14 protein-coding genes are annotated in these 15,715 nt (G+C 43.6%); 1 reads left to right on the forward strand and 13 read right to left on the reverse strand.

The window, feature by feature from the left end; all coding sequences use genetic code 11:
• Positions 1–51 precede the first annotated feature (51 nt).
• The 4 genes from ACJ751_RS08090 to ACJ751_RS08105 form a co-directional block, all read right to left on the reverse strand.
• Positions 52–678 carry an acetyltransferase gene (locus ACJ751_RS08090; protein ID WP_407744984.1) on the reverse strand — a complete coding sequence of 209 codons (627 nt, stop codon included), beginning with the start codon at positions 676–678 and terminating at the stop codon, positions 52–54.
• Positions 679–723: 45 nt separating this feature from the next.
• Positions 724–1,962, reverse strand: a complete 1,239-nt coding sequence (locus tag ACJ751_RS08095; RefSeq protein ID WP_407744985.1) for a DegT/DnrJ/EryC1/StrS family aminotransferase — start codon at positions 1,960–1,962, stop codon at positions 724–726.
• Between the two features lie 132 nt (positions 1,963–2,094).
• Positions 2,095–2,703 carry a sugar transferase gene (locus ACJ751_RS08100; RefSeq protein ID WP_407744986.1) on the reverse strand — a complete coding sequence of 203 codons (609 nt, stop codon included), beginning with the start codon at positions 2,701–2,703 and terminating at the stop codon, positions 2,095–2,097.
• Positions 2,687–3,862, reverse strand: a complete 1,176-nt coding sequence (locus ACJ751_RS08105) for a glycosyltransferase family 4 protein (protein ID WP_407744987.1) — start codon at positions 3,860–3,862, stop codon at positions 2,687–2,689. The genes ACJ751_RS08100 and ACJ751_RS08105 overlap by 17 nt, the downstream gene beginning before the upstream one ends.
• 177 nt (positions 3,863–4,039) lie before the next feature.
• Here ACJ751_RS08105 and ACJ751_RS08110 point away from each other — a divergent pair, with 177 nt between their 5' ends.
• Positions 4,040–5,038: a GNAT family N-acetyltransferase gene (locus ACJ751_RS08110; RefSeq protein WP_407744988.1), complete on the forward strand. Its 999-nt coding sequence runs from the start codon at positions 4,040–4,042 to the stop codon at positions 5,036–5,038.
• 137 nt (positions 5,039–5,175) lie between these two features.
• Here ACJ751_RS08110 and ACJ751_RS08115 read toward each other — a convergent pair whose 3' ends face one another.
• The 9 genes from ACJ751_RS08115 to ACJ751_RS08155 form a co-directional block, all read right to left on the reverse strand.
• Complete coding sequence (locus ACJ751_RS08115; RefSeq protein ID WP_407744989.1) at positions 5,176–6,204, reverse strand: polysaccharide deacetylase family protein; 1,029 nt, start codon at positions 6,202–6,204, stop codon at positions 5,176–5,178.
• 192 nt (positions 6,205–6,396) lie between these two features.
• On the reverse strand, positions 6,397–7,626 hold the full coding sequence (locus tag ACJ751_RS08120) for a hypothetical protein (RefSeq protein ID WP_407744990.1): 1,230 nt from the start codon (positions 7,624–7,626) through the stop codon (positions 6,397–6,399).
• Positions 7,627–7,637: 11 nt separating this feature from the next.
• Positions 7,638–8,801: a glycosyltransferase gene (locus ACJ751_RS08125; protein ID WP_407744991.1), complete on the reverse strand. Its 1,164-nt coding sequence runs from the start codon at positions 8,799–8,801 to the stop codon at positions 7,638–7,640.
• 36 nt (positions 8,802–8,837) lie between these two features.
• Positions 8,838–9,920 (reverse strand): glycosyltransferase, encoded by a 1,083-nt coding sequence (locus ACJ751_RS08130; RefSeq protein WP_407744992.1) that lies wholly within the window; start codon positions 9,918–9,920, stop codon positions 8,838–8,840.
• A complete protein-coding gene (locus tag ACJ751_RS08135) occupies positions 9,917–11,113 on the reverse strand; it encodes a glycosyltransferase (protein ID WP_407744993.1) in 1,197 nt (398 codons plus the stop codon). Before ACJ751_RS08135 ends, ACJ751_RS08130 begins: the two co-directional genes overlap by 4 nt.
• Entirely contained in the window at positions 11,106–11,903 is a 798-nt protein-coding gene (locus ACJ751_RS08140) for an FkbM family methyltransferase (RefSeq protein WP_407744994.1), read from the reverse strand. Before ACJ751_RS08140 ends, ACJ751_RS08135 begins: the two co-directional genes overlap by 8 nt.
• Before the next feature lie 18 nt (positions 11,904–11,921).
• Positions 11,922–12,791 (reverse strand): glycosyltransferase family 2 protein, encoded by an 870-nt coding sequence (locus ACJ751_RS08145; protein WP_407744995.1) that lies wholly within the window; start codon positions 12,789–12,791, stop codon positions 11,922–11,924.
• Positions 12,792–12,808: 17 nt separating this feature from the next.
• The gene (locus ACJ751_RS08150) at positions 12,809–13,741 is read right to left on the reverse strand and encodes a glycosyltransferase (RefSeq protein ID WP_407744996.1); all 933 of its coding nucleotides are present in this window, start codon (positions 13,739–13,741) and stop codon (positions 12,809–12,811) included.
• A 155-nt stretch (positions 13,742–13,896) separates the two neighbouring features.
• Complete coding sequence (locus ACJ751_RS08155) at positions 13,897–15,702, reverse strand: ABC transporter ATP-binding protein (protein WP_407744997.1); 1,806 nt, start codon at positions 15,700–15,702, stop codon at positions 13,897–13,899.
• Between the last annotated feature and the right edge of the window lie 13 nt (positions 15,703–15,715).

Here is a 15,715-nt window from a genome sequence, read left to right on the forward strand (position 1 = left end):
ATTCCTACCAGGTTACTTTATTCTACCGACAACCTATTTTTCTACAATTCCTCAGGACTGATTCATTTTAACTACTCTTCCGGGGTTTCCTACCACTACTGCGTAATCAGGCACATCCCGGATGATTACTGCTCCCGCCCCCACCATCGCCCATTTACCAATGGTAATATTTTGCATAACACAAGCACCGATGCCTACCTGTGTTCCCTCGCCCACTTTTACATTTCCTGCCAGTGCGGCATTGGGAGAAATATGAACGAAGTCGGCTATCACACAATCATGATCCACAGAGCTATTTGTATTCAGGATCACATGCCGGCCGATGTTACTGTGCACGTTTACAGAAACATTCGACATTACAACCGTTCCTTCGCCCATAGCAGCGCGCGGGGAAATTATAGCCGAAGAATGAATGGCGCTTGCAAATTGCACTCCATTCAATTTTGCTGCTACTGCTTTACGTATGCGATTATTACCAATAGAAATGATAAAATGATCATCTGAACTAAAAGAAGCCTGCTCCAACGTATTATATACAGGATAGTCCAGTAAAGATGTTACAAGCGGATTGTCATCAATTAATCCATGAGGAATGCAGTGTTGGGATTCCAGTATTTCACAAATCACTTTTGCATGACCACTGGCGCCATATAGGAAAATTCGGTTTGGTTGCGACATAAATTAAACTGGCCTTCGAAAAAAGATATCAGAGTGATTAGTGATCTATAAAGTATAGGATAGCTGCTTTTTTACCGGCAGCAATTCTTCTACCGACTCAATAACTGCTTCCGTTACTATTTTACACTCGTCATTTGTTAATTGCGGGTAAATAGGTAATGAAATTTCGTTATTAAATAAATTATAAGCAGAAGGATAATCTTTGATATTGTACCCCGCCTCTTTGAAAACGGTGAGCATTGGCAATGGTATAAAATGCACGTTTACTGCAACTGAACGGCCGGCAATACTTTCAATGATCTTGTTGCGTTCCTCCTCACCAATATCCTTAATTCGTAAAGGGTACAGGTGGCAGGAAGAAGAGCAACCGGTTTGCTGGTATGGAGGACAAATTGCCCAATCGTATTGTGAGAAAATGTTTGTATAAAAGTCAAACACTCTTTTTCTTTCCAGCAGCAGATAATTTTTATATTTTTTCAACTGTGCCAATGCTATCGCCGCCAGCACATCGGGCATATTCATTTTGAAACCCGGATAAATAACATCATACTGCCAGGCGCCCGCTTTTGTTTTGGTGAATGCGTCTTTTGTTTGACCATTCAAACTCAACACCCGAAGCAAATTATATTCTTCTTCATTGCTAAAAGGAGCAGGCAGGTTAAGCGCAATAACACCACCTTCGGCAGAAGTAACATTCTTTACTGCATGCAATGAGAATACCGTAATATCGGCGCAGGCACCAATTGGCTTGTTATTATATATTGCACCAAGCGCATGAGCAGCATCATCCATGATCATAATTCTGCCCAGTTTCTGTTGCGCATCGGATGAAGGGCGAAACTTCTTCTTTACTTCAACATCATTCACGATACTGTAAATGCCATCATAGTCACAAGGCCAGCCCGCAAAATCCACGGCAATAATTGCCTTTGTTTTCTCAGTAATAGCATCTTTTATCCTTTCGCAGTCGATGTTAAAGTCATTTCCCACATCAACCATTACCGGTTTGGCGCCCACATGCATTACAGCCAGTGCAGTAGCACAATAGGTATACGCAGGCACAATAACTTCATCTCCCTGTTTAATACCATACCAGTGCAACATCAGCATCATACCGGATGTAGCAGAGTTTACTGCAAGCGCACATTCAACATTGCTGAACTTAGCTACTTCCTTCTCAAGCTGTTTTGTAACCGGACCAGTAGTAAGCCAACCACTTTGAAGTACATTGGTTACTTCTTTAATGATATCTTCATCGATATACGGTGGAGAAAAACGAATCATAAAATGGCACTTAGGGTTTTAAATGTTTTAAACTATACTTTTTATTCTAATCTTCTTAATTTCCAGGATTGCTTGTGATTAATAACCGGGTAAATCCCCAATTACCACTAGGTTTATGCTTAGTAAGGTCTTTTAATTGCCTTCAAATTTGGTCATGGTTACATGCCCCTGCTGACTGATCCCTTCACTTTTAACCACCTTCATCAGCGTAAAAACTATGATCTTACAGTCAAGCAGGAAGTTCAAATTGTTTACATACCACACATCCAGTTCAAACTTCTTTTGCCATCCAATGGCATTACGGCCGTTCACCTGCGCCCATCCGGTAATACCAGGACGAACATTATGCCGCTGCTTTTGCGTGTCGCTATATAAAGATAAATATTCTACCAACAAAGGACGCGGTCCTATCAGGCTCATGTCTCCTTTAATGACATTGATCAATTGTGGTAGCTCATCCAGTGAGGTTTTCCTGATAAATTTTCCAATTCCGGTAAGACGTTCCCCATCGGGTAACAAATTCCCGGCAGCGTCCTTTTTATCGTTCATCGTTTTAAACTTAACCAGCCTGAATATGCGTTCATTTTTCCCGGGACGGGCCTGAACGAAAAAAGGGCTTCCCTGGTTAGCAATAAAAAGTAATGCCGTAACAACAATAAATAAGGGTAATAGTAAACAGAAGGCAAACAGGCTTACTAACAGGTCAAGCACTCTTTTTAAATAATTACGATATAATTGCATGGGATCTTAACTGGTCGTGATATTCTTTTAATAACAATTCCCACAGATATTGCTGCTCATAGCGGTCAACAATCATCTGCCGTGCATTCGACTGCAAAGTTAGATATAAAGCGGGATCGGTCAAGAGCTTTTCCATGGCCCTATACAATTCGGGGACATTCTTTACCGGAATGATGAGGCCGTTCTTTCCATCTTCAACGATCTCATTACAGCCATTGATATCTGTTACAATAGAAGGCAGATCAAAACAACCGGCCTGCATGGGCACATTCGGAAATCCTTCGCGATAGGAAGGGAAGGCCAATGCCTGGCTGATCATTAAAAACGGCCTGATATCCTGCTGAAAGCCTGCATGGATAATTGACGGATTTGTTTCTATTGTTTTTCTGGTTGCCGGCGCCAGCGGATCGCGCTCGGGTTCATACGGGCCAACCAGCAATAATTTAATGTGCGGATATTTTTCCTTTAGCTGGCCAAACGCTTCTACCAGCTCCTCTATTCCTTTATCTTTTACCAACCGGCCTACAAATACGAACACAAAGTCCTTTTCGGTTAACCCAAATTTTTTCTTCCATTCACAAGCTGCTTTATTTAATTCTGCACCAGGTTGAAAAAAACGGGTATTGATACCGTTACTGCTTCCGTTTCCCAGAATTTTCATTTTTTGCGCCTTACAGAACCTGTTCTGCAATATAAATCTGCCCAGGTCTTTTGAATTCGGGTAAACCCCCGTTGCACAACTATATGTAAGCCGTTCAATAAAATTGAGCAGCTTTCTCTTTAAACCGGTATTTTCCATTAAAGGCATACCGGCAACTGTATGCATACGAATGGGCACCCCGGCCATCCGGCTCGCCATCATGCCCAATAATCCGGCCTTGGGCGTATGCGTATGAACAATAGTGGGTCTTTCCTTTTTTAAGAACCTGTACAACTGCCACAGCGCTTTCAGGTCTTTGGCCGGGGTAATGGCACGCGTCATAACAATTGGTGCGGTCCTCACCCCTTCACGAATACCAACCTGTTCGAGCAATTTATCGGGGGATGAGACAGCAAGCACTTCAAAATGATCTGACATATACCGAAGCTGATCTTTAAGCAACACGCTTAATGACACAGGCACGGTGGTTATGCGCACCAGTTTTTGCGATGATTTCATGTTATACAATTTGTAGCATACCGGGCTATTCGGGGTACGTTTAAGAATGCTTGTTATTTAATAACAGCACGCTTGCAATGAAGAAAAAAAATTGTACTTTATTTTATAATATGCAGCCAATTGTTTTCTTGGCATCACAATAAATACATAGTTTCAATCACTTATAATTTAATGACCATGCAAATACGACCAACCACTCCCCAGGACAAACCCGCGATGATCGAATTGTTGAAAAAATCCCTGGGCGAGGGTTTGATACCCAAATCTGAAGCACTATGGACCTGGAAACATGAGCAAAATCCCTTTGGCGCTTCATTTGTATTGCTGGCCGAAGAAAACGGCGCCCTCATAGGGTTAAGAGCATTCATGCAATGGCAATGGAAGTGGAACAACACCATTTACAAAGCCATTCGTGCCGTTGATACGGCTACCCACCCCGATCACCAGGGGAAAGGTATTTTTAAAAAACTTACCCTGCAGCAGTTGGAACTATGTAAGCAACAGGGTATACACTTTGTATTCAATACTCCCAATGATCAAAGCCGGCCCGGGTATTTAAAAATGGGCTGGGTACAACAGGGTAGAATGCCATTAAAACTAAAAGTGCTCAATCCCATTGCACTGGCATATAACCTGGCATTCAAAAAAGGCAAACCAAGTTCGGATGTTGATGACCCTACCCCTGCTCAACCATGGGACCCGAAAGTTTTTGGATTAATGGACAATTACGAAAGCAACACCTCACATATAAATTCAGCATTGTCTGCATCGTATATCCGGTGGCGCTATGCCGACAATCCTTTATTCAGGTATAATTATTTTACCGACTATGAAAATTTCCTGCTCATTGGCCGGGTAAAATCGCATTCATTTACCAGAGAGTTGCGCCTGGTGGACTGTATGCTTTTCAACAACGCCTCGTCTAACAGGCGCATCAACTCCCGGATAAGCAAGGCAGTTCTTCCCTACTGCAAAAAAAATCAAATACAGGTCATTTCATTCTCGGGTCAGCAATATCAATCATACAGATCTGCTCTTGGCTTTATGGGAATGATACCTGTTCAGCATCGTGGTCCCATTGTAACCCTCAGAGATCTTAATATGAATGAGCAATTTCCCAAATTACTGGACATTAAAAACTGGGGCTATTCTTTAGGCGATATGGAATTATTTTAATCGCCTGGAGTACTACTTTAAAGGGATCGAACTCATTATATTGTACCACATAGGCACATAGAAACACAGCCTTCATAAATGATCTATTAAAAACTTTTGACTGCCATGTCCCTATGTGGCTATGTGGCTTTAAATAATTATTGCAAGATCTTTTCCGTTTTCCGCACTTCACTGTTTTCAGTTTGTTTGCCCAGGAAATGATCTACATACTCCCCCATATTCCAGCTCGTCATTCCATACATTTCCCTGCATTTTTTATACTGCTGTAAAATCACTTCAAGACTCTGTAAATTCTGCTCTGGATAATCGCCAAAATTTTCAGGGTGCCACCATAAATGATAAACCTCTTTACGCTTTGCAGCAATGCGAATTTCCTGGCATGATCTGCGTAATCTCATCTTATTGGCCAACTCCGACTGAGGGCTCCAGGGCCGTAAGAACCGGCTGGCAGGCAATTTCAGCGGCTCGCCAGGTATAACTTTAATGTTACTTAACGGATAAGAAGTTCTTACACCACCCACCTGTATATACGCATCAGCGGTGCGGAATGCCCTGCGCAGCAAGGTAGCACCACCATCGGCAATAGGCTTCCAGTACCAGCCTGAAGGATTTGTACGAACAGCCTGGATACCGTTGTCGTAACAGGTTTTTATGCAATGCGGATTGATCTGATTGCGCGGGAAAACCAGTGAACGCATGGGTGCATTAAACTTTTTGGCTGCTTTAACGGCCGCTTTCAGATCGGCATCAAAAGCCATTTTCTCGCTTTGCTGTTCCAGGCAATAATAATGGCTGAAGGTATGCGAAGCCAGTTCCTGCCCCGGATACTCCATTATCATGGCCACTTCTTCCGGTGCAAAATGTGCCCACCTGTACTGTGACTGCAGGCCATTTTTCCGCGCCCATTTATAGGCTGAATGTTTTTCTTCGGCAAAGTTAGGCTCAACGGAAGGGAGAAATGATTCCCACTCCTGCTCGTTGTCGGCAAACAGGCTTCCCACTGTAGCCCAGGTTACATGCACATCGTATTTGGTAAACAATTCCAGCATTTGCGGAACTGCGCGCAATGTATTTTTATAACAGGCTTCACGAGCCTGGCGATCCCTTTTATCTAATACGCCCCAGTGTAATTCAAAATCCAGTGAAATGGTGAAGATCCCTTGCATATATTAAGTTTAGAGAAAGAACGTTAAAGTGTAGCGTTTTTATTTATTGAGTTGCCATCGTGAATCGGCAAACGGCAAACGGCAAACGTGAAACGGCAAACGACTCGCGAATTTTGAGAATCTTAACGATCTTGCATCTCAAAAGATTCTTTGCCTTCTGCCTTCTGCCTTCTGCCTTCTGCCTTCTGCCTCTCACGGCTTTCCAATGGCCAGTTTCACTTCTTTAACAGGCAGCGGCGTTTCTTCCCTTGCCTGCCTGGCTCGTTGCCGTTTCATTACCTGCAAATGCTTTTTGTAGTCTAAAAATAGTAGGATCACAAACATCAAAAAGTACATGATCATACTTTTTTGCCTGATGATAATGCCCATGTTCGACATGGTATTCGACAAGGCAAAGGAGGTTGCCAAAAAGGTGACCGCACTTGTTTTTAATAGCGCAGAACCTTTTCGCAAAAATTTTATGAATCCTTTCTGGAACAGTTTGGATGTTAAATAGAGATATAACACATTCTCAATCGAAACTACCAGCCCCATGGCCCCCGGTGAATCTATAAATAAAGGTCGGAACCAGAAGGTGAACAGCTTCAACACCAGCGGATAGTTGGAAATATCGACCCCTGAACCCGCGCTTTTCGATAACTCGTATGACCGCACTGCCGAAAACTGGTTAAAGCTTTCCAGCACATTATCTCCGTCTATTTTTGAAAACGCCATGATCTTATCGTACAACAAGACCATTGCCCCCACAGCCGCGCCAAACACCAACAACTTTTGCCATATTGGTACCTTTTGCCGGCCAGTGAACAAACCCACTACAATACCAACCGCCATGAACAAGAACACATGTGGCCGTACATGATAAACGATCAGCAGTCCCAATAACAAAAACAGCTTGCGCGTTTTTAACTGGCTAAGACCGTACATCGCCATGCCCAGGCCAAAGAAGATGATCGATCCTTTACCCAACGACACCGTCCAAAAATGCATATTGGGCAAAAAGATCAATAAACCGATAAGGTCCATGCCCCACAGCTTATGCTTGTATTTTACATTTTCTTTCAGGTAAACATAAAAGAAAACAAACCCCCAGAAACCCATCCAGGAAAACAGCGCAAACATCATTTCGAAGGTAAAACCAAGGTAATTGATGAACGGGTAACCAACAAAATCAATAAAAGGGGTTCCCGTATCGTATGCGCTTAACCAGTCGGGATAGTTATACTGAGGCCTTAGGAAATACTCCTGTGAGTCGGACCGGGAAAATAGCTGAAATATATAATAAATGATGGTAAACAAGCAATGGAACCAGTACAGGTTTTTCATCATGCCAACCTGAAACCAGGGCATACGCCGTTTCATCATTTGCAGCATCGGGATCGATGCTACAAAAAACAGGACCATCAAAAGTATTCCACCTATCACTATCCTGATTTTTAATTTTTAATCAAATCGTTGTAAATATCTTCCAGTTCAGCCACCATTTTTTTCATGCTGAACGAATTGATAACTGTTTCCCGGGCCGCCTGTTTCATTTGCGTTACCTGACCGGGTTGCTGTATTAATTGCGACAGGCGGTCAACCAGTTGCAGGGGTTGGTCAACAGGCGCCAATAAGCCATTCACGCCATCTTTAATTACTTCGGGTATGCCGCCTGCAGCTGTACAAACCGGCACACAGTTCATACTCATCGCTTCCAGCAAGGCAATGGGCAATCCCTCAAATTCCGAGCTCATCATAAACATATCCATGGCTGTGAAATAGGGCCGGGTCTCAGCTTGCAAACCTGCAAAAAACACATAGTTATCAGTTCCCAGGGCCTTTGCTTTTGCATGGATCTCATCGCGCAACGGACCATCTCCCACAATAATAAAAAATGTATCGGCATGTTTCTCATGCAATGCTTTGGCAATGTCAAGCCAGGCGCCCAGGCGTTTTTGCATCCTGAAAACGCAGGCAATACCAATTACTGTAGCGGTTGCGGGAATGTTGAGCTGTTTGCGAATATCATTCCCGGCAGGTTGCGTACGGGCGTACTTGGCAGTATCAACCCCATTGGCTACTACCTGTACCTGGGGTCTTATCTTGTTGTAATTTGTTTTAATGGAATTAGCTACTTCCGAAGAAACGGCTATTACCCGCTGCTGATACGAAAAACTCAGCTTGTTCATATAATAAGTGAGCTTATGGTACCGCTCCCATTTATTATGTTCGGTATAAACAACCGGTACACCGGTAAGCTTGCCAACCAACCGGCCTGCCATGCCGGCCCAGGGAAGATGGCAATGTATTAATTGAATATTATGCTTTCGTACATACGCTGCAATTCTGCGTACAGCGAATAATATAGACGCATTGTTCTTAGCCTCAACACAAACTACTTTTCCGCCTTCCTGTTCAATGGCTGCTACCATCTGGTTTTTCCAGGGAAGAAAGTAGATATAATGAAACCGGAACTTTTGTTGATCATGCTGACGCAATGTTTCGGGCAATAACATCTCTGCTCCACCACGGCCCAGTGATTTAATAATATGTAAAACCGGCACCCGTTCATTTTCCTGCCAGGTTTTACGAACATATGTTTTATTCAAGGTATCCATGTGTTAAGTAGTTACAGAGGTTAAAGGGTTCAGCACTTATTTCTTTATTGACTCGTATACTGCTAAAAATTTTCCGGCAATGCTGGTGTTCAGGTATTCATTCATCACCAGTTGCCAGGCGTTTTGCACCAATTGTCCGTTCCTGGGCGTTTTATCGAGCGCCGCTAAAACACTATCTGCAAACATTTCCTCATTTCCTTTGGGAACCAGGTAACCGGTTTTACTATTGATCACCACTTCGCCAATTCCACCTACATCATAGGCCACTACCGGTGTTTTACAATAAAAAGCTTCCAGTATTACACCGGGCAATCCTTCAATGATGCTGGGCAGCAACAACACATCGGCATTTTTAATGAACTGCATCGCATCGTTCCTGAACCCGTAGAACCGCACCTGTTGTTGGAGCCCTTTTTGTTTAACCAATTCTTCTATTTGCGTTTGAAGCGGCCCGCTGCCAACCAAATGCAAACTGGCGCCGGGTTGCTTTTTATGTATAGCCCCGAAGATCTCAATAATCCGGGTGTGATTTTTTTCATAAGTAAAACCGCCCACATGCACCAGTACCGGCTTCGAAGCACCTTGCATGGGGTCCTGGGCTTTAAAATCAGTCTCCTCAATACCAATAGGCACTTTTACAATACGCTCTTTGAATTGCGGGAACAGCTTTGCGAAATCTGTTGCTGAAGTGCTGCTCACCGAAACGATCCTGTTGGCATATCTGAAAAAGAAGCCGTTCAGCAGTTTCGCAGGCAACGTTTTTATATATAAGCTGATGGTACTGGCGTTTCGAAAAACAATGGGTTGTTTCCATCTGAAAAATAACTTCGACAACACCGCGTACTTTAAGGTATCTCCTGCATTGGCCTGGATTATATCAGGCTTTTCTTCTTTGATGAGTTGCGCCAGTTTGCGCCAGGCCGGCCAATCCCACATCCGCCGTTTGGGTGAACCGTTCAGGTGTTTCATTACGCCGGTAAAAGGCAGTGGCGCACTACCGGGGAAAACAAACACTATGATGGCCCGATGGCCTTTTTCGTTCAGGTGGGTAGCCAGTTGTGAGGCAAATACTTCAGCGCCGCGCAACTGGGGTTTCTGAACCAGATGAAGTATTGTCAATTTTTTGTAATGATCATGTTGAGTAAATAATTTTCCGTTTTCCCGGCAATCGTCGACAACTCAAAATGCTGCCGGGCATACTCATAGGCTTTTACCGCCATCGCGTTGGCAACAGGTAAGTTATCCTTGTACCACAACAACGCCTGCGTGATGCTTTGTACAGAACCGGTTTCAAAAACGTATCCTGTTTCCAAGTGAGTGACCAGTTCTCTATGTGCCGGAATCTCACTTACCAGCACCGGCAAACCGGCAAACATGGCTTCGAGGGTGGCGGCGCCAAACCCTTCGCTGTAGGAAGGAAAAACAAAACAATCATACTCATTGATAAGCTGGGGTATATCGCTTCTGCTTCCTAACAACACCACCTTGTTCTGCAACCCATGCTCAGAAATAAGGGCCGCTAATGTTTCCCGCACGGGACCATCGCCGGCAATATGAAGAACAGCCTGCGGACAGGCAGGCAAAAAATCTTTAAAAGCAAGGACCAGATCGCGCTGGCCTTTTACCGGTACCAGCCGCCCTACGTTTAAAAACCGCAGTGGCTTGCCCGGTTGTGTTTGCGGAACCTGATATTTGAAGATGCTGCTATCACGACCCCGGTGAATGACCACAATTTTATTCGGATCTATACCTAATGCTTTTCCGTTCGTTTGCTTTACAGCGTCTGTGATGGACATAAACCCTTTGCAATACCGCGCTGTTGATCTATTCGCCCATTTAAAGAACGGCACCAGCACTTTTGCCTTCCAAGACAATGTTGAATTGTAAGCCTCGGAGTACAGGTCGCTAACGAAATTCCCTATCACCGGAATGTGCATGTTACGACCTACTAACCTGGCTACCAGCTCTGACCTGGTTAAATAGGCTACTATGATATCCGGTTGTTCTTTTTCAACGATCGTTTTTAATTGTTTATAGGCCTGAAGAAATCCGTATTTCTTTTTCAGACCTACCGAATGAACGGCAATTCCATGATCGATGAACCGTTGCTTTAATTGTTCACCGGCATATAGGTGGCAAACAACTGGCTGCATGTGCTTAAACCGGATCACGTTGGCTAACAGACTCTGCTCAGCGCCGCCGGTTTGTAACGTATCAATTACAAACAGCGCTTTGTAAGGCCGTGCGTTATGAACATTACTGCCTGCGATCGTATTTATTGCTGAGGTATCAGCCAGCGTATTGTTAAGCATACTGGGCAACGGTGCTTTTAGTGTCTTCGAATAATATTGTTAGGGTTTCTCCTTTACCATACATGGTAAACTCCCGGTCGGCAATGGCTCTGAAGAAGGCGGAGGTACAACCCGGGTGATCTCCGTCATGTAACTCTACCATTATGCACTTCACCATGGGCAACCAGTCTTTATAGTTATACATAAACAGTTCCTTTTCGGCCCCTTCAATGTCAACCTTAAGTATATCTATCTTTTTAAGATTGTACTGTTTAACAATGTCGTTGATGGTAATGCAGGTGGTAGTACCTACCTTTTCGCCGTTGGCCTCTACTATTCTAAAGGCATATTCGCCGCGGCCACCATCATAAATTGGCTGCTCCTTGTTTTCGTACCATATAGCATTATTCAGGGGAAACACATTACTAAAACCCGATAAATTTTTCACCATCTGTTCAAAATTCTTCTTTTCGGGTTCCACTGCAATTACCTGTGCATTGGGGTATTTTGTTTTGAAATACACTGCCGACAAGCCAACATTTGCTCCCAGGTCGATAATAGTTTCTACAGGCTTCCCTCCATTCTGGCCATTATAATTATACTGGCCAAACGCCATAACCTGCTTAAACACCTTAAAATCCGTGCTTCCTTTTCTGATGTGGACTTTTTTTCCTTCCCATTCCAGTTCATATTCACCATCACCATCGGCGGTAGTCATTGCCATGCAAATGAGCAGCGATTTCATGATCCCAATTCGTGATATAAAGCGCAGTGTAGAATAAAGCTTTTTATTAAATGTGTTCCGTTTCATCGATCAACTATTTAGTGTTTAGTGTTTAGTAAACCTAAGGGTTCCCGGGTCTAATGTTCTGCCTCCAACTCCGGTGATGCCATGCCAAATACCTATTAATCTCAACTTAACCCGTTGAAATCTATCTGGCGCCATAACGGCTGCAGTAATTAACAGTTTTGTTTGCATCCAAATATATCCTACCAAATTCAACAGCGAAAAATGTTTCTTAACAATAAACATATGATTGCGGGCTGAATAATAACCCCGCCATAAAGTGGCACGCGAGAATTTCTCTCCGCCACCAAGGTACAACCGGTTATCGGCGCCGTTTTTCAAAACACCTATTTTATACCCCCGGCGCTGCATACGTACTGAATATTCATGATCATCGGCCATCATAAAAAACTCTTCGCAAACGGGGCCTACGTTGCGAACAACGTCTGCTTTTATAAGTGCGCCATCGATCATGGCGTAATCTGCCTCCTGCAATTTAATATCCGCCCGCACCGGATATTTTTTTCCCAATTTAAGATGAGCACCATGCAACCCGATCATGGAAAACTTGCTTTGCTCCATATTTTCTACCAGCTCTATTAATGCATTTGGTGCATACAGGGTATCATCATCCAACACCCAGAAGTACTGGTACTCATTACCACTTAAACCATATTTCATGGCTGCTGCAATGGCGCCTGCCGAACCTGTATTGCTTTCCATAAAAATGCAATGGATAGTATCGCGGCCATCAATTGTTTGCAGGTATTCTATAGTACCATCGGTGCTTTTATTATCTACCACTATAACAGTTGCAGGCCTTAGTTCCTGAGCCAATACATGTTCCAGTGCCTGCTTAAGGGTATCGAGCCTGTTATAGGTAACTAATATCGCACATACATTTACGTTCATAAATAAGTCAGAATGAGTTAGGATTGAGTATATTTTCTCGGTTTCACCGGTCCGCCGGGGAGGTATCTAACATACCATCTGCCAATTCCGAAATCCCTGATCGCTCTGAAAGTATTTGTACAAACCTTGGCGCCATACCTGAAGCCATGTTTGAAACTTAAGAGGCTTTTCCCGATCCAAACAAACAACAAAGAAAAGAACGCCGAGTAATACCCGTTCCTGACCATCACTAACAGGGAGTTGCGAATGCTGTAATAGTCGCGCCATAAAACACCTTCGTCTTTTTTGCCAAGGCGCGCACGGTTAACACTCATCCGGTTCCATTTTTTCCGCAGATCAAGGAACAAACCTGAATGAACCAGTATTTTATAGCCGGCCTTTTTTTGTTGCAGATCGTGATCGAGGTCTTCAAACCCGAAAAACAGTTTGGCAGTTGGCTTTATGCCTTTCAATACGCTGGCGCCTCTAATGATCTTTATCATGCCACCGCCAATGGTATCCACTTCCAGGTATTCGCCTTTTTCCAGCTCTTCATTGGTAGTTCTTCTCAATAAACCAGTACGCTTATTTATTTTGTGCCCCACTACGCCTACCTGACCGCATTCGCTTCCATAAGAATCTGCCAGCTTCAGCAGTTTTTCAAATGTATCGTTTGTATATGGGGGGTCGTTATCATCGGCCCACAGCACCCATTCATACCCTTCTTTGGCCAGTGTTTCCAGGCCAATATTGCCGCCACCGGCAAAACCCGAATTATGACCAACCCATAAATGCGCTACGTTGGGATACAACTGCGCCAGTTTATTTTTAGTATCGTTATTGTCGTTGTTATCGACAATCAGCAGTTTATCAGGCGGCCTGGTTTGATCGAGCATCATTTGAATGGTATCCATCAAAATATCGGGCCTGTTGTAAGTAACTATAAAAGCTGCAAATTTTTTTTCACTCATAACGATTAGCATTTAAAGCAGCCAAAAGGCGCTTATATAGTATAGTTTATAAAATTATTTATGATTGATTGTAATGCACGAAAGGTCAGGAAGGCATTACATTCTGTAATGCCTTCCTGATAATATTTTACCTGAGCTACTAATGAAAATGCGATCTACATACCCTGTAAGGAAACCATTTTTTGAAAGCGGGATGATTTATTCACCATTTCTTCAAATGAACCGGAGGCGGTGACTTTTCCTTTTTCAAGCAGGTAAATGGTATCTGCCTCCTTTATGGTTGACAGGCGGTGAGCTATCAGGACGATAGTGCGATTACCGCGTAATTGTTCAATATTTTCCTGGATGATCTTTTCTGTTTCAGAATCGAGCGCGGAGGTAGCTTCATCAAAGATCAACACTTCTGTGTGTTTGTATAACTCGCGCGCGATCGAGATACGCTGACGTTGTCCGCCAGAGATCAGGATCCCATTATCACCGAGACGGGTTTCTTCTTTCTCAGGGAGCGCTTCAACAAAAGCGTTCAGCGATGCCATCTGTAACACCTCCTTGAACCGTTTTACATTATCTGGCGTTCGTTCGGACCAGAAGGTGATATTATTAAAGATGGTATCATTAAACACGACCGGTTCCTGTGAAATATAACCTACCGTATCGCGGAAAGTGTTCAGGTTATATTGCGCCATGGGAACATTGTCGATGTACACCTCGCCGCTATCGGGGCGAATCAACCCGGAGATCATATTGGCGAGGGTTGTTTTACCGGCGCCGCTTTCGCCCACCAGGGCTATCGTTGCGTTTTTCTCCAATTCAATATTTACGCCATCGAGCACTTTTACTTTATCGTATGAAAGCGAAACATCCCTGATCTCAATTTTATCCTGAATGGTCTTAAACGCCACCGGACCAAGTACTTCCTGCAAAGAGGCCATTTCTTTGGTAAGAGAAGTAACAGATGTAACACCGCCGCTGTGCTCATTAAAGTCCTGCCAGTAATTTTGTACCATTACCAGGTAGTTGAGCGATCTGTAAAACAGCAACAAGCTCAGGATAATGCTACCCAAACTGGCGCCCATCCAGGTCACCTGCGCGAATATTACCAGCGTAACTATTATTACAATAATGGGCTCTTTTATAGAGACAACAATGGCCGTCAAATGACCGATCTTCTTGTTCAACCCTTCGGTTTGATTGATCACGGACTTTAATTTACCTGCATATCGGCTAAAGTGATTGGTTGATTTCAGGTATTTAAAGTATTGCGTGGTTTGAACCAGGAAGCTGTTGAAGTTGGCTCCCTTATGCGACAATTCGACTGAAGCCTTTTTGGTAGCTTTATAGATCCTTCTGTAGATCACATTAGATGCCGCACCGCCAACGATCACCAATAAAGCAAACTGGTAGTTGGCCAGAAACGCCAGTGTCATATAGGTCAGCAACATTACCACACCCTGGGCCGCGCTGAAATAAAAATGAAATGCAGTAAATAACCGCTGTACTTCCACCGTAAGCGTGTTCTGAATTTTTCCTGAATCAATTTTCAAAAAACCACTGTACGACAGTCCTTCCAGATTATTCACCAGGCGATGGCGTACTTTTCTAATAAACAGCTCACGCAAACCCGCGTAAAATTTCATTTGGGTATATTTCATCAAACCCTTCACCACAAAAAGGGAGGCCATTACCACCAGCACGGTGGTAATAGTTAATTCAAATCCCATTTTCCTGATAACATTGACGATAGCCTGCATTTGTCCCATTGACTGGTGGGTATCCCCAACAGCCTGCGTACCTGGTCCATCCCCTACTGATTTCAGCAATGGTATGAACATGGTGAGCCCCAGGCCATCCATTAAACTGATCATTATGCTCAATCCCAGCAACAAGACCAGTCTACGGCCAATGATGCTGTAGAAATATTTGAAATAAGAATAAAAACCATCCTTCAAAGAGAATTTCATCGTTCGTTTTTTT

Source organism: Niastella sp. (assembly GCF_045805085.1).
Lineage (GTDB): Bacteria > Bacteroidota > Bacteroidia > Chitinophagales > Chitinophagaceae > Niastella.

What these genes read in the sequence shown, in the direction of transcription:
- ACJ751_RS08090 (WP_407744984.1), bottom strand. Translation starts at nt 678, where the DNA reads ATGTCGCAACCAAACCGAATTTTCCTATATGGCGCCAGTGGTCATGCA.
- ACJ751_RS08095 (WP_407744985.1), bottom strand. Translation starts at nt 1,962, where the DNA reads ATGATTCGTTTTTCTCCACCGTATATCGATGAAGATATCATTAAAGAA.
- ACJ751_RS08100 (WP_407744986.1), bottom strand. Translation starts at nt 2,703, where the DNA reads ATGCAATTATATCGTAATTATTTAAAAAGAGTGCTTGACCTGTTAGTA.
- ACJ751_RS08105 (WP_407744987.1), bottom strand. Translation starts at nt 3,862, where the DNA reads ATGAAATCATCGCAAAAACTGGTGCGCATAACCACCGTGCCTGTGTCA.
- ACJ751_RS08110 (WP_407744988.1), top strand. Translation starts at nt 4,040, where the DNA reads ATGCAAATACGACCAACCACTCCCCAGGACAAACCCGCGATGATCGAA.
- ACJ751_RS08115 (WP_407744989.1), bottom strand. Translation starts at nt 6,204, where the DNA reads ATGCAAGGGATCTTCACCATTTCACTGGATTTTGAATTACACTGGGGC.
- ACJ751_RS08125 (WP_407744991.1), bottom strand. Translation starts at nt 8,801, where the DNA reads ATGGATACCTTGAATAAAACATATGTTCGTAAAACCTGGCAGGAAAAT.
- ACJ751_RS08135 (WP_407744993.1), bottom strand. Translation starts at nt 11,113, where the DNA reads ATGCTTAACAATACGCTGGCTGATACCTCAGCAATAAATACGATCGCA.
- ACJ751_RS08140 (WP_407744994.1), bottom strand. Translation starts at nt 11,903, where the DNA reads ATGAAACGGAACACATTTAATAAAAAGCTTTATTCTACACTGCGCTTT.
- ACJ751_RS08145 (WP_407744995.1), bottom strand. Translation starts at nt 12,791, where the DNA reads ATGAACGTAAATGTATGTGCGATATTAGTTACCTATAACAGGCTCGAT.
- ACJ751_RS08150 (WP_407744996.1), bottom strand. Translation starts at nt 13,741, where the DNA reads ATGAGTGAAAAAAAATTTGCAGCTTTTATAGTTACTTACAACAGGCCC.
- ACJ751_RS08155 (WP_407744997.1), bottom strand. Translation starts at nt 15,702, where the DNA reads ATGAAATTCTCTTTGAAGGATGGTTTTTATTCTTATTTCAAATATTTC.